Here is a 23,249-nt window from a genome sequence, read left to right on the forward strand (position 1 = left end):
ATGACCCGTAGTCGGCCGGGAGACGGTCTCGGAGTGGTTCACGATGCTGATGACGACGGATCGGCGACACCGGACGGAACCGACCACGACTGTGTACGCAGGATCGATGTGGTTACGCGCCGGAGTGGGGACAGTCGCGCAGGGGTGTCGCTCCGTGATTCCGTCCCGCGGCACACGGTCTCCACCGCCGGCGTGAGTTTCGAAGGGACGGCGGCACTGCGGCCGAGAACCATCGGAACAGGCGGAGTCGGCCGCTGGGTATTTGGAACAACTTTCTTGAGTCCAGTGATAGCAATAGTGAGGCCGCCGGTGGAGGTGGCCACGGTGAGTTGTGACGACCGGAGAAGGAGGTAGTGGCCATGTTGATGCGAACCGACCCGTTCCGGGAGTTGGACCGGATCTCGCAGCAGTTCTTCGGGCAGAACGGAACCTCGGCGCGTCCGGCTGCGATGCCGATGGATGCGTTCCGTTCGGGCGAGGACTATGTCGTGAAGTTCGACCTGCCCGGTGTCTCCGCCGACTCGATCGACCTGGACGTGGAGCGCAACGTCCTCACCGTCAAGGCCGAACGCGGCGAGGACTACGGCGACGGCGACGAGGTGCAGGTCGCCGAGCGTCCACGTGGGACGTTCTCGCGGCAGTTGTTCCTCGGGGACACGCTCGACGCCGACAAGGTGCAGGCCAGCTACGACGCCGGGGTGCTGACGCTGCGGATCCCGGTGGCCGAGCAGGCCAAGCCGCGCAAGATCGCCGTCACCGGCGGCGAGGAGCGCAAGGAGATCAACGCCTGAGCGCAGCCGATGCGGCGCTCCGCCGCGGCCCCGCGGCGACGGCCGGTTCGTCGCGGCGGGGCCGCAGTCGTGGAAGAGGTGGGGATGATGGCTGCCGAACGCGGCGACGACCCGTACGCCCTCCTGGGCATTCCGCCTGGAGCGGATCTACGTGAGATCACCGCGGCCTACCGGCGGCGCGTCCGGCAGCTGCATCCCGACACCGCGGACGCCGACGACACCGCGGATGCCGACGGTGCCACCGGTAGGTCGAGTGCCGCGGGTGGCGATGCCGACCAGCTGGCCGCCGTCGTGGCGGCCTACGAGCTGCTGCGGGCCCGTCGCCGACGTGCCGCGTCCGACGCGCGTCGTTCCCGACCTGGCGAGGGCGACCGCGCCCGCCCTGCCACCGGTGACACCGAGGGCGTAACGCCCATGCCGGTGCGTGTCCACAATGGCCCGCGGTCACGTGCTCCGGATCTGCGAGCGGGCCCGGTCCGCCGCCACCGGGATTGACCGTGAGGACGTCGCTGGGTGGCAACTTCCCAGTCCAGGCGTACGAGTGGCATCGGCATAGCTGCCGGTCGGCCGGCAGCTATGCCGATGACCGCTGGACGATGCGCTCGATTCCTCGTGGACACGTCCTAGACCTGCGGAAATGCGCTGCGCCGGGGCCCGTGCACGACTGTCGCTCTCCCCTGGTCACTCCGAAGATGCGACCTCGTCACTGAGTTGTGATGCCGATTGGGCGCTCACGCCGTTACGCCGGGGATGTTCTCGACGAAGGTGTAGTGGGCGTATCCCTTGGGCGCGGCCCTTCGCGCAATAGTGTGCGTGGCCCGTACGTAATAGCGTCACGGTCAAGGCGAGCGCTGCCGAGTGGTATGCGTACGGAGAGCGAGGGGCGATACATGGCGGACGGAGCCACGGCCGAACTCACGACGGGGGCATTGGTCGCAGTACGCGGGCATAAGTGGATCGTCAGCGACATCGACGCCGCTGCGGGCAACACACTGGTGTCGCTGCAGAGTGTCGAGGACGGCCGCTTCGGCGACACGCTGGAGGTGATCTGGGAGGTCGAGCCGGGCAGGCAAGTTTTGCCGAGCGGCTCGCTGCCGGACGTCACCGAGCAGGGCTTCGACCCGCCCGAGCAGCTCGCCGCGTTCCTGGACGCGGTGCGCTGGTCCGCGGTCACCTCGGCCGACACGCAGACTCTTCAGGCGCCCTACCGCTCGGGCGTGGCCATCGAGGACTACCAGCTGGAACCGCTGGCACGCGCGGTCGGCGCGCCCCGCGTGAACCTGCTGCTGGCCGACGACGTGGGTCTCGGCAAGACCATCGAAGCCGGGCTCGTCGCGCAGGAGCTGCTGCTGCGGCATCGCACCCAGCGCATCATGATCGTTGCTCCGGCGGGACTGACCACCAAGTGGCAGGACGAGATGGCCGAGAAGTTCGGCCTGGACTTCACGATCATCGACTCGGAGCGCTGTGCCCAGGTGCGGCGCGAGTACGGCAGCGCGGCGAACCCGTTCAACGTCTACCCGCTGACAATCGTCAGCCTGCCGTGGCTGCGAGGCGCCAAGGCGCAGCGTCTGCTGGACGAGGTGCTGCCCGCCGAAGGGCCTTCCTACCCGCGCACCTTCGACCTGCTGATCCTCGACGAGGCGCACCACGTTGCCCCGGCTGCTCCGAAGCAGGTGTACGCGGTGGATTCGCAGCAGACGAAGCTGATCCGCAAGCTCGCACCGCATTTCACGCACCGGCTGTTCGCCTCGGCCACGCCGCACAACGGGTACCAGGCCTCGTTCACCGCGCTGCTCGAAATTCTGGATGACCAGCGGTTCGCCCGCGGCGTCAACGCGGACGAGACGGCCGTGGCCGAGACTGTGGTGCGCAGGCTCAAGCGCGACATCACCGACGCCGATGGCAACCCGCGCTTCACGCAACGCGATGCCCAGGCGATCCCGGTCGAGTATCCGGAGTCCGAGCGCGAGATCCACGACCTGCTCACCCGGTTCGCCGAGCAGCGCCGGAAGAAGCTCACCACCCGGCGCGGGCACAAGGCCACCGACCTGGTGACGCTGTTGTTGAAAAAACGCATGTTCTCCAGCCCGGCGGCGCTGAAACACACCATCGAGGTCTACCTGGAGACGCTGAAGAGCAAGAGCGCTGCGCCCGTTGCGAGCGGGGACGACATCCCGGAGTGGATGGAGGACTTCTTCGACGATCTCGCGTCCTACGACGACGACCGCATGGCCGAGGCCGAGGACGATGCGCTCGGCCGCACTCGCCCCATGCAGCCGGACGCGGACGACGACGAGACGTCACTGCTCAACCGGATGCGCGACTGGGCGCTCGCGCACGAGGCGCAGCCGGATGCCAAGGCTCGCAAGCTGCTCGACCACCTCGTCGCCATCTGCCGTCCTGACGGGAAGTGGACGAACGAGCGGGTCGTCGTGTTCACCGAGTATCGGGACACGCAGCTGTGGCTGGCCGGGCTGCTGCGCCAGGAAGGCCTCGCCGGCGACCGCCTGGCTGAACTGCACGGCGGTATCGGCACGGACGAGCGCGAGCAGCTGCGCCTGGCGTTCCAGAAGCCGCCGGAGGAGCATCCGGTGCGTATCCTGCTCGCCACCGACGCCGCGAGCGAGGGCATCGACCTGCAGCGGTACTGCCACCGGCTCGTGAACTACGACATCCCGTTCAACCCGAACAAGCTCGAACAGCGCATCGGCCGCATCGACCGGTACGGCCAGGAGGAGACCCCGGAGATCCGGCATTTCGTCGGTACCGGCTGGGACGCGCCGGTCGGCACGTACGAGGCCGACCTGGAGTTCCTGTCCCGGGTGGCGAAGAAGGTTTCGAAGATGGAGGCTGACCTCGGATCGGTCAACGCGGTGCTCTCCGACGCCGTGCAGCGCCGGATGCTCGGCGAGTCGCTGAAGGTGGACGTGGATTCCGCGGGGCGGGACAAGCAGCGCGTCGCCGCTGAGTCGAACGTGCGCGACCAGGTGCGCAGGCTGCGAGCGAAGCTCGAGGAGACCGTCGGTGAACTCGGTATCACGCCCGGCAGGGTGAAGCGCGTGGTGGACACCGCGCTGAACCTGGCCAACCAGCAGCCGTTGCGCGAGCACCGCGACGAGAAGCACCTCGCCGAGGGGCTGTACGACGTGCCGACGATGACCGGCTCGTGGGTGCGCGCCACCGAGGGTTTGATCGAGAAGTTCCAGGGCACCGGCGAGGACGGGAAACGCGCGCGGGACGCGCAGCCGCGCCAGTTGCCGGTCACGTTCGACCAGGAGGTGGCGCGGGGCCGCGACGACGTCGTGCTGGCGCATCTGAATCATCCGCTGGTCGCGATGTCCACGCGGTTGTTGCGGACCGCCGTGTCCAATGAGGACGTCGGGTTGCACCGTGCGACGGCTGTGGTCAGCGACGACCCGGAGCTGGAGGACGTGCTGGTCGGCGCGTATTCGCGGTATGTCCTGGTCGGTGCCGACGGCGTCCGGCTGCACGAGGAAGTGCTTTACGCGGGCGGCTGGGCTCCGGAGAACGGCCGTTTCCGCAGGCTGGAGAACCTGGGCCGGCTGGGCGGGATGCTCGGCCGCGCGCTCGATTCGGGCACGCCGGCGTCCGAGCCGGTTCGCAGGCGGCTGGCCGCGCGCTGGCCACGCGTGTCGGACGGTCTGGTGAACACGCTGGACTGGCGCAGCAACACTAAGTGGGAGCAGCTGTCCCGCAGGCTCGCTCAGCGCGAGAAGGAGGAACGCACCCGCATCACGCAGGTGATCGACCAGTTCTCCGCGACGCTGAGTGCGAAGCTGAGTGGCGACGAGCAAGCCGACGAGAACGCGCTGTTCCCCGTCGAGGCCACGAAGCCCGCGGAGGAGCTGGCCCAGCTGCGGCGAGACAGGCAGAAGTGGCAGCAGCGGCTCGATGAGCTTGCGACCGAGCGGGACCGCGAACTGGAGGCGATCGCGGCCCGCTACAGCGATCCGCAGGAACACCGTTTCCCGATCGCGGTGGTGTTCGTCGTGCCGAAGCGGGAGGCAATCCGATGAGTTCCCGGACCAGCGGACGCGGCGGTCGTTCGCACGCGCCGGACAGCGCCCAGCAGCACCGTGACTGGCTGAACCTGATCGAGGTCAGCGGCCCGTTCCTATCGTTGCCGGTGTTGCGCAAGGCCTGGCCGAGCCTGGACGCGCTGGACAAGACCGCGCGTGAGGGGCTGCGCCAGGCGCACGCCGACTGGCTGGCCGATCCGGATGCCGGTCAGCAGGTCTGGATCCGCTACGTGCTGGGCGAACTGCTCGGCTGGGACGGCGGGCAGGAACGCGCCCTGCACTGGCACAGTGAGGACGAGCTGGACACGCTGGCGATGGACGTGGGGGAGCACGACACCCGGGTGGTCCCGGATTTCGCGCTGGTGCGGCCTGGCGAGGACGCGAAGCCGGCGACGACGGAACTGCTCGGGATGGTGTGCCCGACCGGCTCGCCGCCGACTGCCCGGGTGAAGGGGGAGAGCTGGGCGGCCACGCCGGTGGACCGGCTGGCGCAGCTGTGCCGCCACCACGAGGTGGAGCTGGGGCTGGCGACCGACGGCCGGTGGTGGACGCTGGTGTGGGCGCCGCGCCGGAAGGTGACCACGACCGCGACGTTCGACGCGGCGTCCTGGCCGGAGAAGTCGGAAGAGTACGTGGTCCGCGCATTCGTGTCGCTGCTGAATCGGCAGCGGTTTTTCGGCGTTCCGGACGACGAGAAGCTCGTCACGCTGTTGGATGCGAGCAAGGACTCGCAGGAGGACATCACCGAGGCCCTCGGCGTTCAGGTGCGTCAGGCGGTGGAGCTGCTGGTCGCGGCGATCGGCCGGGCGGACACCGCTCAGCGTGGGCGTGGCGAGCAGGGGCTGGACAACGTCGAGGCGCACGAGGTGTATCGCGGCGCGGTCTCGGTGATGATGCGCCTCGTGTTCGTGCTGTTCGCCGAGGAGCGCGGGCTTCTCCCGGCGGACAACGAGCTCTACGCCCATGCGTATTCGGCGGGGCGGCTGTGTGAGGTGCTGGAGCAGCAGGCCCGCGAGGGCAGTGAGGACGACCTGGAGCACAGTTCGCAGCGCTGGCACCGGCTGCTGGCGCTGTTCGACGCGGTGTATCACGGCGTGGAGCATCCGAAGCTCACGATGCACGCGCATGACGGATCGCTGTTCGACCCGGGCCAGTTCGCGTGGCTGCCGCGCACGATCGACGACCGCACGGTGTTGCACATGCTGCGTGCCGTGCAGTACGTGCAGGTCGGCACTGGGAAGAACAAGGAGCTGCGCAGGCTTTCGTTCCGCGAGCTGGACGTGGAGCAGATCGGCTACGTCTACGAGGGCCTGCTGGCTTACGACGGTTTCCGTGCCGGGGACGTGGTGCTCGGTCTGATCGGCAAGGCCGGTGTGGAGAAGGAAGTCGGCCTGCGGGAGCTAGAAAACCTCGCCGCGGGTGCGGACGATGTCTCCGGGCTCGCGAAGAAGCTGGCTGAGGAGTACAAGGACTACAAGGTCGGCACGCCGAAGGCGCTGGAGAAGGCCCTCGCCCCGCTGTCCGGGACGGAGCTGGAGAACGCACGCCGCAAACTCCTGGCCGCCACTGACGGCGATGCCGCGCTGACGGAGCGGCTGCTGCCGTTCTATGGCGTGATCCGCCAGGACCTGCGCGAGCTGCCGGTGGTGATCATGCCGGGCGAACTGTATGTCACGGACTCGCCGTTGCGGAAGAACACCGGCACGCACTACACGCCACGTGAGCTGGCCGAGGAAGTGGTCGAGGGCGCGCTCGAACCGCTGGTGTATGAGCCGGGGCCGTTGCAGACGGCGGACAGGACCGAGTGGAAGCTCAAGTCCAGCGCGGAAATCCTGTCGCTGAAGATCGCCGACATCGCGATGGGGTCGGCCGCATTCCTCGTCGCTGCGGCCCGTTATCTCGGTGGCAAGCTCCTCGAAGCGTGGACCCGTGAGGGCGACGACCGGGTACTTGACTATCAGGCGAGCACCCCGATCAGTGACGCGGATGTCGATCCGGTGGTGGTCGAGGCGCGCCGGGAGATCATCGAGCATTGTCTCTATGGGGCTGACATCAACAAGATGGCCGTCGAGATGGCGAAGCTGTCGTTGTGGCTGGTGTCGATGGATCCGAGCCGCCCGTTCACGTTCTTGGACGACCGCTTGGTCGCGGGTGATTCGCTGCTCGGTATCACGTCGTTGGACCAGCTCGAGTACATGCACATGGACCCGAAGAAGGGCCGAGAGCTGCACGACCGCCTGGACCCGCAGCTGCTGGCCAACGTCCGGTCGGTGGTGGCCGAGGTTGCTGAGGACCGCCGCAAGCTCACTGAGGTCGACGGTTCGACGTTGGAGGGCTTAAACCGGAAGCGTGCGATCCTTGAGGAATCCGCCCTCAAGACGAGCCGAGCCCGCATCTTCGCGGACCTCGCGGTAGGCGCTGCATTGGCACATGCGGGCCGTGGCGGCCGTGGCCTGGCGGCGGGCTCCATCGCGGCCGCCGACTACGCCCGTCGCTTCGACACCGCCGAGATGGAAGCCCGCAAACAGGCGCGCGAATGGCTGGACACCGACCTGCCGGACGGAAACCTCGCCCGCGAGACCCTGCACTGGCCGCTGGCCTTCCCGGAAGTCTTCGAGCAAGATGGTTTCGATGCGGTGATCGGGAACCCGCCGTTCCTGGGTGGCGCAAAACTCAGGCCTACCCTAGGGCGTAGTTATCGCGAGTATCTCGCCTCGGCGATCGCAAATGGCGTTAAAGGGACCAATACTGACCTAATCGCATACTTCTCGTTGAGAGCACACGAATTACTATCTACGGGTGGGCAGTCAGGACTTATTGCCACCAATACTCTCGCTCAGGGTGACACCAGAGAAGTTGGCCTTGATCAACTCTTGGCGCGCGGTCTGACAATCAGGCGCTCTCTAAATGCTGCGCCGTGGCCGTCAAAGTCGGCCGCACTTGAATACTGCATAGTTTGGATTAGTTGTGCACCATTAGGTGAATGTGCCGAATGTGTAGCTGATGGAAATGTGGTTTCAGGTATAAACTCTTCTTTGGATCCATTTTCACGAACCTCGGAAAAACCGAATCGACTGATTCGCAACACGAGGATCGCATTTCTTGGGCATCACGTAAATGGAATGGGATTCGTGATGTCCCACCACGAAGCGCAGGAGTTAGTTGCACAAGATCGAGTATCCGATGAAGTGGTACATCCGTACTTGAATGGCGAGGATCTAAATACGAGTAGCAACTTAGCGTCCTCCAGAAATATAATAAACTTCCATGATTGGGATCTGGACTATGCGGATGGGTATCCTGCTGCTATGGCGCGTGTCCGCAAATTGGTGAAGCCAGAGCGTGACAAGCGCAATCGAGAGGCGCACAGGAAGTACTGGTGGCAGTACGCTGACTATCGGCGTAGTATGGTGCAGGCTACAGACGGGTTGGACCGTGTTGTTGTAATAGCGCAAACGAGTCAGACTGCTATGCCAGCAATGGTGTCGACCGATCAGGTATTTTCACACGCGCTCATCGTATTCGCCAAAGACGATATGGCAATGTTGGCGCTGTTGTCGAGTGCATCCCACCATTCGTGGGCAATACGATACGGGTCAAAGCTAAAGTCGGATTTCCGCTATATTCCGTCAGACGTGTTTCAGACGTTCCCGTTGCCCGAGCTTACTGACGAGCTGCGCGAGTTGGGTGAGTGGCTGGATGGGTATCGTCGGGACGTGATGCTGTCCCGCGACTCTGGTCTGACGAAGACGTACAACCTGGTCTTCGACCCTAGCTGCCACGACGAGGACATCGAGGAGCTGCGCCGTATCCACCGGGAGATCGACAAGGCCACGATCCGCGCGTACGGCTGGGAGGACCGTATTGAGGCGGTCGGCGGTTTGGACCACGGTTTCCACCCGGTCGTCCGCCAGGCCCGCTACACGATCGGCCCCGCAGCCCAGCGTGAGATCCTGGACAGCCTCCTCGAACTCAACCACGAACGCTACGCCGAAGAAGTAGCCCAGGGCCTCCACGACAAAAAGAAATCAAAAAAAGCCGAAGAAGAAACCCTCTTCTAGTTCTGGTGAGTGTTTATCGTCGTTCTAGCGAGTCTAAACACTCACGACTGCGAGTTACCGATATCGCAAGCCACGAGGTGCCCTGCAATTGCCGAGAACACGACTTTAAGGCTGGCCCGGCGTACGGAAAAGACGGGATGGTGCATGTGACATCAATGACCGGAGTGGCACGATGACGCCCGCCGTACCGGATATCGACTTCCGGCAGGTCCGACCGCACGGGTCCCCCGCTGCACGCTCGGGTGGTTTCGAGGAGGTGGCCTCCCTCGTCATCAAAGACGGCATTCCAGGCCTCATCGACTGGCCCGAGGGGACAACTTTCCGCCGGTTCGGGAACCCCGATGGCGGCCGTGAAGGCACCGGGATCCTGGAGAACGGCGATGTGTGGGCGTGGCAAGCGAAGTACCTGTTCGCGCTTGGCGACAGTGAGATCGCTCAAGTGCGTAAGTCGGTGGTCCGAGCGTTAGAAACCGAGCCGAACCTGAAGCGGTACTTCATTGCACTGCCGTACGACCTCCCGGCGGGTGACACCGTCCAAAATGGTAGACCAGTAAAGTCGGCAGCCACTCGGTGGCAGGAAAAGAAGGAAGAGTGGGAGAAGCTCGCCAAGGATAAGGGCAATGAAGTCGAGTTCCTGTACGTAGGTGCAAGTGAGCTCAGTGATCAGCTGACACGGGTCGAGAATGCAGGCCGAGTACGGTATTGGTTTGGTGCGGCGGCTATGTCAGCCAACGAGCAGCAGCACCGGCTCGATGACGTCATCTCCAAAGTTGGTCGGAGGTACGCTCCGGAGCTTCACATCGAGGTCGATGCGGTCCGTGCACTCGAAGGTCTTGGTCGGTCGGATGCATACGTCCACAGAATTCAGCTCGCACTCGCAAGCCTACGGTCTGCCCGGTCGGCGACCTGGCGGGCACCCGCCGACGATTCGGACCTCCAGGTACACCTGGACACATGCGTCGAAAGACTGACCGGCGCAGAAGTCGCGCTGGGAGAGTTTCTCGACGTTGCTCGCGGTACTGGCCCGTTACCCGGCATTGCAGACCAGATTGAAGCGGTAGAGCCTGAACTCGACACTGTCTCAACGAGGTTGCGTACTGACTACCTACGTGACGGCGGTTACTACGTTGGCGCGGCTGCCTCCGTTCACAGCAACGTGCTAAAGGCCGAGGAGGCGACTTGGGCGGCGCTTGAGTTGCTACGTAGCGCTGACACGGTTGCCGCTGAGCGCGGTCTGCTCCTCATGACGGGGCGGGCGGGCGTCGGGAAAACCCACTTGTTCTGCGACGTTGCATCACGCCGCCTCGCTCAGGGATACCCGACGCTCGTCCTGCTCGGGCAGGATTTCGATGAGGGCACCTTACTTCCCCAAATAGGGAAGCTCACGCAGATCGATGGACACCTCGATGAGATCCTTAAGCTTCTCGACGCCGCCGCGGAGGCTGCCGGGTGCTCAGCGATGCTGATGGTGGACGCCATCAACGAGGGCGCCAAAGCCGGTCGATGGAACACGGAACTCCGTGCACTCGCACGAGCAGTCGATCGGTATCCGAACGTCGTGCTCGCCGTATCCTGCCGAACCGAGTTCGTTGAGGCGGTCGTGGGAGAGAACGAACTCCCGAGGGTCGAACACCTCGGCTTCGCTGAGGCAACTCCCGAGGCTGTCGATCGCTACGTTGCCGAGTATGGGCTCAAAAGCGTCACGTTCCCGGTCTTGAACCCAGAGTTCGGCAACGCACTGTTTCTCAAACTCGCCTGCGAGGCGCTAAGCACGCTTGGCGAGACCCGGTTCACGCTAGGTACAGTGGGGCTCACGACTGTGTGCGATGCGTTCCTTGTAGCAGTGAACGAACGGCTCGCAGTTCCCGACCGGTGCGATTACGACAGCACGTCTCACCTCGTCAGAGTCGTCGCCCGGGAACTTGCGGCACTCGGTCCGGGCCCTTACGAACGCAATCAGATCAAACAGATTGTTGACGGTGCCCTCCCCGACCGTGGCTGGTCAAAGAGCCTTTTCGCCGGGATGCTCCGCGAGGGACTGTTGCTTGAGACCAGGGATAACCATGTGGTTTTCACCTACCAGCGCCTGTGTGACGTCCTGCGCGCGGAACTCCTCGCAGAGAAGTCGGTGGCCGAGCTCGCCGCCTGGTACGAGGCTCTTGAAGCGGGTAGCCACTGGTATGAGAACGGCGTAATTGGCGCGCTTGCAGTCCTCGCCCCGGATAAGCTCGGTGTCGAAGTTGTCGACCTATTTAGTGACGGAGAAGGTGCCGTCGAGTGGCCGGTGGTGGATGCGTTCCTCGAAGGCTTGGCACTCCGCTCCCCCGAGAACACCACCGATCGGACAGCCGAGATAGTTTCGAATCTCATAGCCTATGGTGGACTAGAAGTCAAGGCTTGGGAGGCGCTGCTCCGGGTTGCATGCGTCCCCGACCACAGAACGAACGCTGATTGTCTCCACCGGTTCCTCCTCAACCGGCCGCTCGCGCAGAGGGACAAAACTTGGTCCGAGTGGCTCGTGGGGGCATACGACATCAGCATCGACCACCCCGTCAAGGTTCTCCTCAACTGGGCCCGGCCGAAGAGCCCGGGGAGCGACCGCCTACCCGACGAGCTCGCAAGGCTATCCGGCCTAACCATCGGCTGGCTGCTCACCACCACCGACCGCCGGGTACGCGACCATGCAACGAGGGCTCTCGTCGCTGTCGGGGAGCGCAACTTGTCAGGGCTTGCCTCGGCTGTCCAGGCGTTCCGTGGCTGCGACGACCCTTACGTCGTCGAACGTCTCGCCGCAGCTGCGTGCTCGGTCGCTCTCCGCTCCAACGACGCTGACACCATCACCGTCGTTGCCGACGCTGCTGCCGATCTCGTCGCAGATGGCATGCCCGTACATCTCGCGACCCGTGACTACCTGCGGCGCATTGCGGACGCTGCTAAAGCCCACGGTTGGTCTGGTCCAGACTGGACGCCGCCGTACGGATCGGTATGGCCCGTCGAATGCCTGCCGCATGAGCAGGTTAAGGAGATGACAGGCGCGCCAGACTACGCATACTCGTCAATCTTGCGGTCGCTGACTGGCATCACCGGCGACTTCGGTCGGTACGTCGTTAAACCGGCTATCGAGCACTTCGACGTTCCGAACTACGAGGATGTGGAACGTGAAGCGGAACGCGCCATCTTCAGCCGCGTCGTAGACTTCGGCTGGACGCCGGAACGATTCGCCAACCTAGATGGCGGGCGCCGCGGGGGTCACGAAGGATATATCGAACGGTACGGCAAGAAATACCAGTGGATTGCCTTGCACGAACTTTTAGGCCGGCTCGCCGATAACTATCAACTCACGGATCGCTGGGACGATGCGGCGCTCCCGTTCGACTACTACAGCCTCGACCAGGTTCTTTACCACGATATCGATCCGACAGTTATTATCTACCGTGAAACTACCGATCCTGACAAGCCGCTGCCCTGGTTCGCTCCGGCAGCTGCGACATTCCCGGCAGAAATCACGGAAGACTACCCGTCCGACATCGATGGGGTGCCTGACCCACTCGATCTCATCGCTCTCACAGACTACGACGGCACCCATTGGCTCTCCCTCGTGCGCTATGCCAACTGGGCGCAAGAACTGCCGCCCGAGATAGCCGCTTTCAATCCACCAAACCTGAGCATCTGGATGCAGGTTCGAAGCTACATCGTTCGGATCGAAGATCTTGATTCCCTCAAATCATGGGCCGCAGAAGGGGGTGGCCAGGACTACGATGGTCGGTGGATGCCCGAGCATGCCGAACTCTACAATTGCCATCTCGCGAATCATCCATTCTCAGCCGAGTGGAATCGCGCTAGCGGCGAAGCGGAACCTCGCTATGGTGCCGTCCCCATTCCTGTCACGCTCTACGTCCCGAACGCCGAATATAACGGCACCGGTTCCTCTCATGACACCACCGATATCAGCGGGCACGTGCCCAGCCGACTCTTGTTTGAGGTCCTCAAGCTCGACCACGGCAAAGACTTTACCTGGACTGACGTCATCGGTCCCGCCGTCGTCGACCCCACCGCAGGGACGAACGCATCCTCCACCCTCGTCCTCCGGAGAGATCTCGTCGACCGCCTTGCAGACCGTGGCTACTCACTCTTTTGGACCGTCCTACTCAACAAGCAACTTGAGAAGCACGATCCCGACGACATGTATAGGTGGGTTAGCGCCAGCGCTTCCTACATTCTCAACGACACCACCATCGAACTTGTCGCCGCGGTCGCCACGCGCCGCAGTCCAGCTTCGGCCGGCGAATCGCAGGCCATCGCGTGGAACCCTCGCGAAAGCGAGTGAACAGGTAGGACGGGGGCCTGCTGAAGCGATGTGTGACATCTGAGTTCGCTTGCCGAGAGGTGGGCGTGGAAGGATGCCACTGTGCCGAAGCCGTATCCCCGTGAGTTCCGTGAGGACGTGGTCCGGGTCGCGCGTAACCGCGAGTCGGGTGTGACGATCGAACAGGTCGCCAGCGACTTCGGGGTTCACCCGATGACGTTGCAGAAGTGGCTGCGCGCGGCCGATGTCGAGGACGGTGCCAAGCCGGGTGTGTCCTCGGATGCGGCGGCTGAGCTGCGTGAGCTCAAGCGCCGTAATCGTCTGTTGGAGCAGGAGAACGAGGTGTTGCGCCGGGCGGCGGCGTACTTGTCGCAGGGCAACCTGCCGGGAAAAGGCTCTACCCGCTCGTAAGGGAGTTGGTCGCCCCCGACGCCCCGATCCGGGTGGCGGTGGCGGTGGCGTGCCGGGTGCTCAAGCTCCACCGCCAGCACTACTACGCCTGGCTGCGCAGGCCGGTCACCGACACCGAGTACGACGAGGCCTACGCGGCGAACGCGATCTTCGACGCTCACCGCGAGGACCCCAAGTTCGGCTACCGCCTGTTGCACGACGAGGTCACCGCCACGGGCATCGAGGTGTCGGACCGGACGGTGTGGAAGATCTGCTCGGACAACCAGTGGTGGTGCGCGTTCGGCAAGAAGCGGCGGCAGAAGAGGACCCGGCCGGGGCCGGCGGCGCACGAGGACCTGGTGCGCCGCGAGTTCACCACTGACAGGCCGAATCGCCTGTGGCTGACCGACATCACCGAACACCCCACCAGTGAGGGCACGCTCTACCTCTGCGCAGTCAAGGACGTGTGGTCGAACCGGGTCGTGGGCTACTCCATCGCCGACCGGATGGCCTCCCAGCTCGCCCTGGACGCGTTGGAATCGGCCGGCGCCCGCCGTGGTGGCCGCGTCGCCGGCTGCACGCTGCACAGCGATCGCGGAGGCCAATTCCGCAGCAAGAAGGTGCAACAAGCCCTGTGGCGCCGCCACATGCGCGGCTCGATGGGCCAGGTCGGCGCTGCTGGCGACAACGCCGCCATGGAGAGCTTCTTCAGCCTCCTGCAACGCAATGTGCTCAACCGCCGCACATGGGCCACCCGGGAAGAACTCCGGATCGCGATCGTCACCTGGATCGAACGCACCTACCACCGCCGACGCCGCCAAACCCGGCTCGGCCGCTTGACCCCCAACGAATACGAAACCATTATGACCCACACCGCCACCCCGGCGGCCTAACCACTGTCACAGCTTCCTTCAGCAGCCCCTCATCTCGGTTCCCGAGCGTGGTGGAACTGGTCGAGCGCGTCGGTGATGAGAGTTCGCGCTGCGGTACCTGTGACGGCCTGTTCTGCAAGCTCGTCGAATGCTTTGCGGTAGAGAGCGACTTCGCGGGGCTGGCTGATGGTCAGTTCCGCGGAGATCGTCTCGACGTGTACGAGGCGGTTGTCGAAGAGGATGAACTGATTCGTCGGTGCACGGTACTCGGCGTCGTGCGGCACGATGCCGAAGACGACCCTGGGCAGGGACATCACTGCCAACAGCCGGTCGAGTTGGCCGATCATCGTGTCGACGTCGCCGACCATCGTGGTCAATGCCTGCTGTGCCAGGATGAAGTGGAACCGGTGATCACCGCGGTACAGGACGGTCTGACGTTCCATGCGTTCGGCGACACCCGCGTCGAGGTCGTCCGGGATTCCGTAGAAGTCGATCACTCGGCGCATGACGGCCGTGGCGTACTCGGCGGTGTGCAGGATGCCGGGAACCAGAACGGGCTCATACCACCGCATCAGCTTCGTGTTGGCTTCGAGTCGCCGTGATGCGTGCTGGCGGCGCCGAGTGCCACCGCTGAGCATCCGCCGCCATTCCACGTACATCGACTCGATGTTGCGGACCGCAGCGATCAGGTCGGGAATCTGACTCTCGGCTGAGGTGTACCGGCACCAGAGGCGGACATCAGCCTCGGACGGCGTCTGCTTGCCGTACTCGATCTTCGAGACCTTCGAGCTGTGCCACCCGGCCAAGTCGGCTAAGCCGCGGCCGGTCAGCTCCGCGTCCTTGCGCAGGTCGCGGAGCTGCTGGCCGAGTGCTTGGCGTGCCTCACGGAGCGAATGCGTCACGAGATCCGGTCCTACGCGGTGACGTACTCAGTCTCCACATACCGATGGTGCGGAATCGCCGCCTGCCAGACCCGATCACGCACGGCCCGGCAGTGGTTGACGATGACGGGATCTCTGGTGGTCGCACCGCCGCCGAACCGCCCACCGGGTTCGAAAACGGTGAACACCACGAGCGCGTCATCGAAGAGCCAGAAGTCATCGGCCGACAGGTCGCCGGCATCGACCAGGTGACGCGGTAGCCACCGAACGTCCTCCCCGGCGGTGATGTTGTGCTCGGCGACCGTCAGGCCCCACCGCGTGTAATCGGCGTGGGGCACCGTCACCACTCGGGTTCTCCGGACCGTCCGCCCGGCGGACGTGGCATGACGTACCAGGTCCAACCACGGCTGAAACCAGCCGAAGTCGTCGTGCTCGCCCCTCAGGAACAGCTGAAAGGGCCCCGACTCGTCGGGAGTGTCATAGGTGTCCTGCACTTCAAGGTGGAACGCGTCGCGCTCGAAGGCCGAGAAGAGCGCGTCGAACGCCTCACCCTGCAGCAGCTCCACTGACCCACACCTCCTTCTTCGTCGGCACCTCGACGCACGTTTCGTGGCCCGGGATGTCCATCTGCCCCAACGCTACGGTGTCGGTCACTGGGGATCCCGAGAGGATGAAGCTCCCACGCCCGGTGTCGGAGAGTTGTGCTCCCAGGCACTTCCCCTTCTCGACATGTCCCAGCAAGCGGTGCGGTATCTCGACGTGCGTCTCCTGCCCGCTGACCTTCCATCCCTGCACCACATACGTGCCACGGTCGGTCGCGTACAAGGTCGGCGAGCCCCCGCCCTGTGTCTCCTTGCCGAGAAACCTGATCTGCATCACTACCCCTCCACCATGCCGTGCGCTGATTTGCGCGAGAGTTCTCATGGTGCGGTGACCTGCTATGACTGGTCAAGACCTCGGAGCAGGTTCTCCGCAATGTGAGCAAACTAGAGCAAACTTATGGCTCGTTGACTCCGCTCAGCCATAGCGTCCTGCTCAGTCATTTGGACCAGGCGCGGTCCGCGTGATCGCTGCCGCTCGATGACAGCCCAAGTCCTGCGAACCCCGAAATACCACGACCGGAGCCGACCCGTGACCAGCGACTACTCCGACGACATGGCCGCGTTGTCCCGACTGGTCCTGGCCGGATGGCAGGGAACTCCGATCGGGAACCCCGCTGCGCCCGAGGTGCTCGTGTACGTGCGCCCGCGTTCGGCCTACGTCGACTCGGTGTACGTGACCGGTCCGGACCGGGCCACCGCGATACGCAAGAACATGCTCGGCAGCCGGTTACGCAATGTCGACGGCACCTGCGCCGAGGTCGTGAACGAGGTGCTCGGATGGTGACCGGCAGGATCTCCGGATCGCTGATCGACCCGGCTGCACCGTGTTTCGACGGCTTACCCAGCTTCATGCCGGTGTTCGACGGCGTGCGCCACCTGACCGATGCCCGCGGCCTGCCCGCACCGGGCACGTACGTGCGCATCCTGTGCGAAACCACCGACCGCATCGCGCAAGCCGACAACAGCACCTACACGCGCGACTGCATGTGGTGCGCAATGGAGATCAGCCCGCTGCCTCCCAGCGACATGAACCCGCCGAGACGTGACCGTCGGTGCATGTGATCACCATGAACATCCGGGCGGCGTCAGTTGACCCCGACGCGCTGGCGCTGCCCGGAGTCCAGCCCAGTCCGCTAGCGTTCTCGGGTGGTGTCACGGTTGCAAACGTCGGCACTTTACCTCGGTCAATTCGGTTGGCGTAGGCGAAATACCGTTCTGGCGGTAGTGGCCACGCTGATGACCACCCAGCGGCAGCAATCGAGGGAGCCCTGTGCCTCTCCGAGCGGTTTCCCGCGGCCGGAAAGCTGAATAGCGTGCTCAAGATCGTCGCATAGGCGGATATCGGGGCGGCGTGATCGTGGTCTGAACGAGCGAAGGTCGTGCGGACGGGGGAGCCGATGGCAGCGGCACGGAAGGTTCGCGGTCGAGTTCCAGAAGGTACGCAGCAGCACCGGGACTGGCTCAACCTCGTCGACATCACCGGGCCGTTTATCTCCATCCCCGTGCTGCGCACCGCGTGGCCGACGCTCGACGCGCTCGACAAGCGCACCCGCACCGCGTTGCGGCAGCACCACGCCAACTGGCAGGCCGATCCGGCGACCAGCCAACCAGCATGGCTCCACTACGTGCTCGCAGGACTCCTCGGCTGGGCCGACGAACTCCACTGGGCGGAGGACGTCGACCTTGCTCCACTCGCCGTGGCAGTACCGGAACATGACACGTCGATCGTCCCCAGCTTCGTCCTCACCGAGCCCGGAGGCGCCGCCAAACCGGATTCCATCCGGCTACTGGGGCTCGTGACGCCACCCGGCGTCCACCCCACCGGACGACAGCCCGGCGACGCCTGGGCCGCGAGCGCTACTGATCGGCTGGCACGACTGTGCCGCACACACGACGTGCCCCTCGGCCTGACCACCGACGGGCGCTGGTGGACCCTCGTCTGGGCACAACACGACGGAGCCACCGGCACCGCCACCTTCGACGCCATCGGCTGGGCAGACACCGCCGAACGGGACGTGGTCCGCGCGTTCACGTCGCTCCTGTCACGACATCGCTTCTTCGGCGTTCCCGCCGACGAGACCCTGCCCTCACTCCTCGAAGCCAGCAAAGACTCACAGGAAGAAATCACCGAATCCCTCGGCGTACAAGCACGCGAAGCCGTCGAACTGCTCGTCGCCGCCATCGGCCGCGCCGACACCGTCCAGCGCGAACGCGGCGAACCCGGGATCACGGACATCGGCGCGGACACCGTCTACCGCGGCTCGGTTTCGGTCCTCATGCGCATCGTCTTCCTGCTCTTCGCCGAGGAACGCGGCATGCTCCCCTCGGACAACGAGCTCTACGCCACCGCCTACTCCGCAGGCCGGCTATGCGCCGACCTCGAAGCCCAAGCCCTCGAATCCAGCGAAGACGATCTCGAACACAGCCACGCCGCCTGGCACCGGCTCCTCGCCCTCTTCGAAGCCGTCTACTGGGGCGTCGACCACCAGCGGCTCTGGATGTACCCGCACGACGGGTCACTCTTCGATACCACCAGCCACCCCTGGCTGCCCGCGAACATCGACGACCGGACCATCCTGCACGTCCTCCGCGCCGTCCAATACGTCGAAACCGGTACCGGCAAGAACAAGGAACGTCGCAAACTCTCGTTCCGCGAACTCGACGTCGAACAGATCGGCTACACCTACGAAGGCCTCCTCGCCTACGACGCCTTCCGCGCCGACGAGGTGTACCTGGGCCTCACCGGCAAGTCCGGCGCGGAACACGAAGCACCGCTCTCCGAACTGGAACAGTACGCAGCCGAATCGGCCGACGTGGCTGAGCTGGCCGAGCGGATCGCCAACGCCTACCGGAAAACCGGCATCGGCACCGCCCGCGGCCTGGCACGGAAACTCGCCCCACCGTCACCCACCGAACGCGAAGAACAGCGCCAGAAGCTCCTCGCCGCCACACGCGGTGACGCCGCACTGAGCGACCGCCTCCTGCCGTTCGCGAACCTCATCCGCCGAGATCTGCGCGGACTGCCGATGGTCATCCTGCCGGGGGAGCTGTTCGTGACCGAATCGGTCGCACGCCAGGACACCGGCACGCACTACACACCTCGCGACCTCGCCGAGCGCGTCGTCCGCGACGCGCTCGAACCCCTCGTGTATCGCGTCGGCCCGATCCAGACCGCCGATGAGAGCCGCTGGGTCCCCAAGACCGCCGACGAGCTGCTCGAACTCAAGGTCGCGGACATCGCTATGGGCTCCGGCGCGTTCCTCGTCGCCGCGGCCCGCTACCTCGGCCAGCGGCTCGTCGAGGCGTGGGCACGCGACGGCGACGACCGCGCGATGGCAGCCAAGATCTCCCGGGCGCTCGGCGACGTCGAAGAAGACCGGGTCGTCGTCGAGGCGCGCAGGCAGGTCATCGAACACTGCCTCTACGGCGTCGACATCAACCCCACCGCGGTCGAGATCGCCAAAGTGTCGCTGTGGCTGGTGTCCATGGACGGCGACAAGCCGTTCACTTTCCTCGACGACCGACTCAAAACCGGCGACTCGCTGCTTGGCGTCACCTCGATCGAACAGGTGCGCAGCATGCACCTCGACCCGGCCGCCGGGCGAGACCTGCACAGCGACCTGTTCGCCTGGACCGCGAGCACGCAGGCACGCATCGAGAAGGCAGCCGACACCCGCCGCCGGATCGCCGAACTCCCGCAGCTCGGCAGTCCTCTGGACTGGCTCGACGACAAACGCAAACTCGACCGCGAAGCCGCCGACGACACAGCCGACCTACGAATCGCCGCCGACACACTCGTCGGCGCGCTCCTGGCTAGAGCCCCCGAAGGGCCGCGAGGCATGAACCGCGCCTCCGTCGAAGCCGCACACCTCGCGAACCAGGTCATGCGCGACGGCGAAACGAAACCCGCTCGCGACCAAGCCGACACCTGGCTGCGCGCCGACCAGGGCAACACCGGGTTCCCACGCCGGCCACTGCACTGGCCGCTGGTGTTCGTCGACGTCTTCGACGAAGGCGGATTCGACGCCGTCGTCGGCAACCAGCCCTACCTCGGTGGCCAGAAACTCACCAGCGCCCAGGGCCACGCCTACCGCGAATACCTGATCCACGCCATCGGCAACGGCGTCCGCGGCAGCGCGGACCTCGTGGCGTACTTCGTGCTACGTGCACACAGCCTGCTCAAACCCACCGGCCAGACCGGACTGATCGCAACCAACACGCTCGCCCAGGGCGACACCCGCGAAGTCGGCCTCGACCAGGTCGTCGCAGCCGGAACCACGATCCGCCGTGCCACGAAGAGCATGCAGTGGCCGACCAAGAGCGTCGCGCTGGAGTGCTGCATCATCGCGACCAGCTGTGAACCGCTTGGAGACGACGCCGACAGCCGCGCCGACGGAGTGGCCGTCCCCGCGATCACGTCGTCGCTTGATCCTGAATCACGCGCTATCGGAGCGCCGCAACGACTGACGTCTAATCGAGGCATCTCGTTTATCGGCTCTTACGTTCTCGGTCTCGGGTTCACGATGGAACCCGGCAGAGTGCAGGAACTCATCGCCCAGAACCCCGTCAACAAGGACGTGCTCTTCCCCTACCTGAACGGGCAGGACGTGAACTCCCGCCCGGACTGCTCCGGCAGTCGCTGGGTCATCAACTTCCACGACTGGAGCGAAGACCGGGCGCGCGAGTATCCGGAGTGCTACGACCAGGTTCTGCGTGAAGTGAAGCCTGATCGGGACAAGAACAAGCGGAAGGTGCGTCGGGAGCGATGGTGGCAGTACGCGGAACGGGCTCCTGATCTGGTGGAGGCCATCGCCGGGTTGGAGCGGGTTGTCGTGCTTGCTCGGGTGAGTAAGACGGTGATGCCGGTGATGGTGCCGACGGGCCAGGTGATCTCCGAGGCTGTGGTCGTGTTTGCGTCCGAGGACGCGGCGATGTTGGCGTTGTTGTCGAGCGGGCCGCACTACTGGTGGGCGAAGTCCCGGGGCTCGACTCTGGAGACACGAATTCGCTACACGCCGTCGGATGTGTTCGAGACGTTCCCCTTGCCGGAGCTGACCGATGAGCTGCGTGAGCTGGGCGAACGTCTCGACACGTATCGCCGGGACGTGATGCTGGCCCGCAACGCGGGGCTGACGAAGACGTACAACCTGGTCTTCGACCCGGACTGTCGGGACGAGGACATCGAGGAGTTGCGGCGTATTCACCGGGAGATCGACGCGGCCACGATCCGCGCCTACTGCTGGGAGGATCGGGTCGAGGCGGTCGGCGGCTTGGATCACGGTTTCCACCCGGTCGGCCGCGAGACCCGCTACACGATCGGCCCCGCGGCCCAACGCGAGATCCTGGACAGCCTCCTCGAACTCAACCACGAACGCGCAGCACAGGAAGCTGAGACGCAGCCGGGGCGAAAGAGTCGCCCCAAGCGCAACGCGAAGCACCACGCTCGCGACACGCTCCTCTGACGGTGTCCGAATTCGGAGCAGGGGTTGCCGGGATCGCGTTCGTGCAGAACGGAGAGGCGCGGTTAACGAGGCGCTGCGAAATGAGGAACGGGTCTCGGCGAGGTAAAGGCTCGGCCGATTTCGAATATCGCCGCTAACGCCGCCGCGCAGCCGGTCGACACACCGGAGCGGCGACGTTTCTCGCCAGACCCCGCCCGTCCGCCAATGGAGGTTGTTCGTGTTCGCTCAGGGCCAGCTGACCCGCTCGCCGGGTGTCGATCCGCGGAGCTTGACGTTCGCGGCGATCGACCTCGAGACCACCGGGCTGGAGCCGGCCGAGGGAGCCCGGGTCTGCGAGATCGGGATCGTGCGGATGCGCGGTGACGGGGTGGTGCTCGACGAGTACTCGACACTGGTCAATCCGCAAACCCGGATCACCAACGACGAATACCACGACATCACCGATGTCGACGTGCAACTGGCACCGACGTTCGCCCAGATCTCCGGAGACGTTCTCGCGTATCTCGACGGCGCGATCGTGGTCAGCCACAACCTGGAGTACGAGGAGAAGTTCCTGGACGCCGAGTTCGGCAGGCTGGGCATTAAACCCACAGGCGTACCGGGCCTGTGCACCCTGATTACTACTCGAGTGCAGCTCGACCAGTACGGCTACCGCCTCGGCAGCATGGTCAACCTGCTGACTGGCGAGTGGTCACCGGCCAGCCACTCCGCGCTCGGAGATGCGCGAGCGCTCGCAGCGGTACTGGCAGCGCTCATCGGAGAATCGCCGCAGCGCCTCGCCTGGTCCGGGCCGGCGCCCACGTCGCTGCCGCAGCTGCCCCGCGGCGGCCCGATCGCTCCGCGCGCAGCCGGCCTCCGTAAAGGCTCCGAAGGCTGGCTCGCGACGCTCACGGCACGATTGCCCTACATGCCGCAGCCGCCCGCACCGCGAGAGGACGGGCTCCGCGACTACCGGGCCATGCTCGGCCATGCCCTCGCCGACGGGAAAGTCGTCGGCGAGGAAGCCACGCAGCTGGCTACGCTCGCCGCCCGCGCAGGCCTGACGCAGCTTACAGCGCGGCGCGTCCACGAGAGTTTTCTGGCGGAAGCCCGAGCGAGAGCCGAGGCCGACGGCACGGTCACCACGACCGAATTGCGGGAGCTCCGGCGCGCGGCCAAGGAACTCGCCTCATCGCACCTCATCAGCGACCTGGAGGAAGCAGCCGCCGCCGACCGGGCACGGCGCAACGGCCCACTCAAAGGCTGGCGTCTGCTGGCCATCGACGACTCGGCGGACACGTCCGACCTCATGGACTTCGCCGTCGGCCACGGCGCGACCTCGGCCGTCAACGTCACCAAGACCGTCAACCTGGTCATCACACACACGACTGACGACGACCCTCGCATCGGCAAGGCCCAGAGCATGGGTATCGACGTCGTGTCACCGGGCAAGGCCCGCGAGATCCTGGACGGAGAACTTGCAGCGGCGAGCAGCGGCCTGTTCGCGAACGCCGAGGGCGAAGTCGTCGCCGAACAGCTCACCGCCGAACGCGAGGCGCAGAAGCAGGCAGCCGGGTCGGACTGGCACCAGTACTGGCGTCCCCGTGAACTCACCCCCGCGGAGTACCGGGAACAGTTCATCGACCGCTACGACGACTGGGACGAACGGCGCATCGTGGTGCGGGTGCCCGCGAGCACGGCCCCCACGAGCAAACGCGGCGGCTGTGCCGTGGCCGCGGTCATGACTGCCACCGCTGCCGCCGGCGTTGTCGAAGTGCTTCGGCACGTCGTCGGCTGATCGCGTGACGATCGACCGGCCGCACACCGGGTGTGGAACGAGCAGTGCACGTGGGCATGGTCAA

13 protein-coding genes are annotated in these 23,249 nt (G+C 65.1%); 10 read left to right on the top strand and 3 right to left on the bottom strand.

Annotation, left to right across the window (positions count from 1 at the left end; genetic code table 11):
• Positions 1 to 359: 359 nt before the first annotated feature.
• From LY12_RS00635 to LY12_RS00660, 6 genes are all read left to right on the top strand, one after another.
• Positions 360 to 791: an Hsp20/alpha crystallin family protein gene (locus tag LY12_RS00635; RefSeq protein ID WP_253852576.1), complete on the top strand. Its 432-nt coding sequence runs from the start codon at positions 360 to 362 to the stop codon at positions 789 to 791.
• Positions 792 to 878: 87 nt separating this feature from the next.
• The gene (locus LY12_RS00640; protein WP_253852577.1) at positions 879 to 1,286 is read left to right on the top strand and encodes a J domain-containing protein; all 408 of its coding nucleotides are present in this window, start codon (positions 879 to 881) and stop codon (positions 1,284 to 1,286) included.
• Positions 1,287 to 1,681: 395 nt separating this feature from the next.
• Positions 1,682 to 4,831, top strand: a complete 3,150-nt coding sequence (drmD, locus tag LY12_RS00645) for a DISARM system SNF2-like helicase DrmD (RefSeq protein ID WP_253852578.1) — start codon at positions 1,682 to 1,684, stop codon at positions 4,829 to 4,831.
• Positions 4,828 to 8,895, top strand: a complete 4,068-nt coding sequence (locus tag LY12_RS00650; protein WP_253852579.1) for an Eco57I restriction-modification methylase domain-containing protein — start codon at positions 4,828 to 4,830, stop codon at positions 8,893 to 8,895. Before drmD ends, LY12_RS00650 begins: the two co-directional genes overlap by 4 nt.
• Positions 8,896 to 9,067: 172 nt before the next feature.
• Complete coding sequence (locus LY12_RS00655) at positions 9,068 to 13,222, top strand: NACHT domain-containing protein (RefSeq protein WP_253852580.1); 4,155 nt, start codon at positions 9,068 to 9,070, stop codon at positions 13,220 to 13,222.
• An 81-nt stretch (positions 13,223 to 13,303) separates the two neighbouring features.
• Positions 13,304 to 14,484 (top strand): IS3 family transposase gene (locus LY12_RS00660; protein WP_253852581.1). Its coding sequence is split into 2 segments (ribosomal slippage): positions 13,304 to 13,588 and positions 13,591 to 14,484, totalling 1,179 coding nucleotides; the frame shifts between segments, so codons are not numbered across the junction.
• A gap of 29 nt (positions 14,485 to 14,513) precedes the next feature.
• On the opposite strand, the gene LY12_RS00665 is transcribed toward LY12_RS00660, so the two are convergent.
• Genes LY12_RS00665 through LY12_RS00675 form a run of 3 tightly spaced genes read right to left on the bottom strand, consistent with a single transcriptional unit; the run spans position 14,514 to position 16,220 of the window.
• A complete protein-coding gene (locus tag LY12_RS00665) occupies positions 14,514 to 15,365 on the bottom strand; it encodes a helix-turn-helix domain-containing protein (protein WP_253852582.1) in 852 nt (283 codons plus the stop codon).
• A gap of 11 nt (positions 15,366 to 15,376) precedes the next feature.
• Positions 15,377 to 15,910 carry a DUF6879 family protein gene (locus tag LY12_RS00670; protein ID WP_253852583.1) on the bottom strand — a complete coding sequence of 178 codons (534 nt, stop codon included), beginning with the start codon at positions 15,908 to 15,910 and terminating at the stop codon, positions 15,377 to 15,379.
• Positions 15,891 to 16,220: a hypothetical protein gene (locus LY12_RS00675; RefSeq protein WP_253854769.1), complete on the bottom strand. Its 330-nt coding sequence runs from the start codon at positions 16,218 to 16,220 to the stop codon at positions 15,891 to 15,893. Before LY12_RS00675 ends, LY12_RS00670 begins: the two co-directional genes overlap by 20 nt.
• 255 nt (positions 16,221 to 16,475) lie before the next feature.
• Here LY12_RS00675 and LY12_RS00680 point away from each other — a divergent pair, with 255 nt between their 5' ends.
• The 4 genes from LY12_RS00680 to LY12_RS00695 all read left to right on the top strand — a co-directional run bounded on the left by LY12_RS00680 (position 16,476) and on the right by LY12_RS00695 (position 23,185).
• Positions 16,476 to 16,730 carry a hypothetical protein gene (locus tag LY12_RS00680; RefSeq protein ID WP_253852584.1) on the top strand — a complete coding sequence of 85 codons (255 nt, stop codon included), beginning with the start codon at positions 16,476 to 16,478 and terminating at the stop codon, positions 16,728 to 16,730.
• Complete coding sequence (locus tag LY12_RS00685) at positions 16,724 to 17,008, top strand: hypothetical protein (RefSeq protein WP_253852585.1); 285 nt, start codon at positions 16,724 to 16,726, stop codon at positions 17,006 to 17,008. Before LY12_RS00680 ends, LY12_RS00685 begins: the two co-directional genes overlap by 7 nt.
• Before the next feature lie 335 nt (positions 17,009 to 17,343).
• Positions 17,344 to 21,408 (top strand): Eco57I restriction-modification methylase domain-containing protein, encoded by a 4,065-nt coding sequence (locus tag LY12_RS00690; protein WP_253852586.1) that lies wholly within the window; start codon positions 17,344 to 17,346, stop codon positions 21,406 to 21,408.
• A gap of 217 nt (positions 21,409 to 21,625) precedes the next feature.
• Positions 21,626 to 23,185, top strand: coding sequence for a 3'-5' exonuclease (locus LY12_RS00695; RefSeq protein ID WP_253852587.1), 1,560 nt, complete (start codon positions 21,626 to 21,628; stop codon positions 23,183 to 23,185).
• The last annotated feature ends 64 nt before the right edge of the window (positions 23,186 to 23,249 follow it).

Origin of the sequence: Prauserella alba (assembly GCF_024171735.1) — a bacterium.
Classification (GTDB): Bacteria; Actinomycetota; Actinomycetes; order Mycobacteriales; family Pseudonocardiaceae; genus Prauserella; species Prauserella alba.

Coding starts and splice junctions, on each gene's coding strand:
- LY12_RS00635 (WP_253852576.1), top strand. CDS start 360: ATGTTGATGCGAACCGACCCGTTCCGGGAGTTGGACCGGATCTCGCAG.
- LY12_RS00640 (WP_253852577.1), top strand. CDS start 879: ATGGCTGCCGAACGCGGCGACGACCCGTACGCCCTCCTGGGCATTCCG.
- drmD (WP_253852578.1), top strand. CDS start 1,682: ATGGCGGACGGAGCCACGGCCGAACTCACGACGGGGGCATTGGTCGCA.
- LY12_RS00650 (WP_253852579.1), top strand. CDS start 4,828: ATGAGTTCCCGGACCAGCGGACGCGGCGGTCGTTCGCACGCGCCGGAC.
- LY12_RS00655 (WP_253852580.1), top strand. CDS start 9,068: ATGACGCCCGCCGTACCGGATATCGACTTCCGGCAGGTCCGACCGCAC.
- LY12_RS00675 (WP_253854769.1), bottom strand. CDS start 16,220: ATGCAGATCAGGTTTCTCGGCAAGGAGACACAGGGCGGGGGCTCGCCG.
- LY12_RS00685 (WP_253852585.1), top strand. CDS start 16,724: ATGGTGACCGGCAGGATCTCCGGATCGCTGATCGACCCGGCTGCACCG.
- LY12_RS00690 (WP_253852586.1), top strand. CDS start 17,344: ATGGCAGCGGCACGGAAGGTTCGCGGTCGAGTTCCAGAAGGTACGCAG.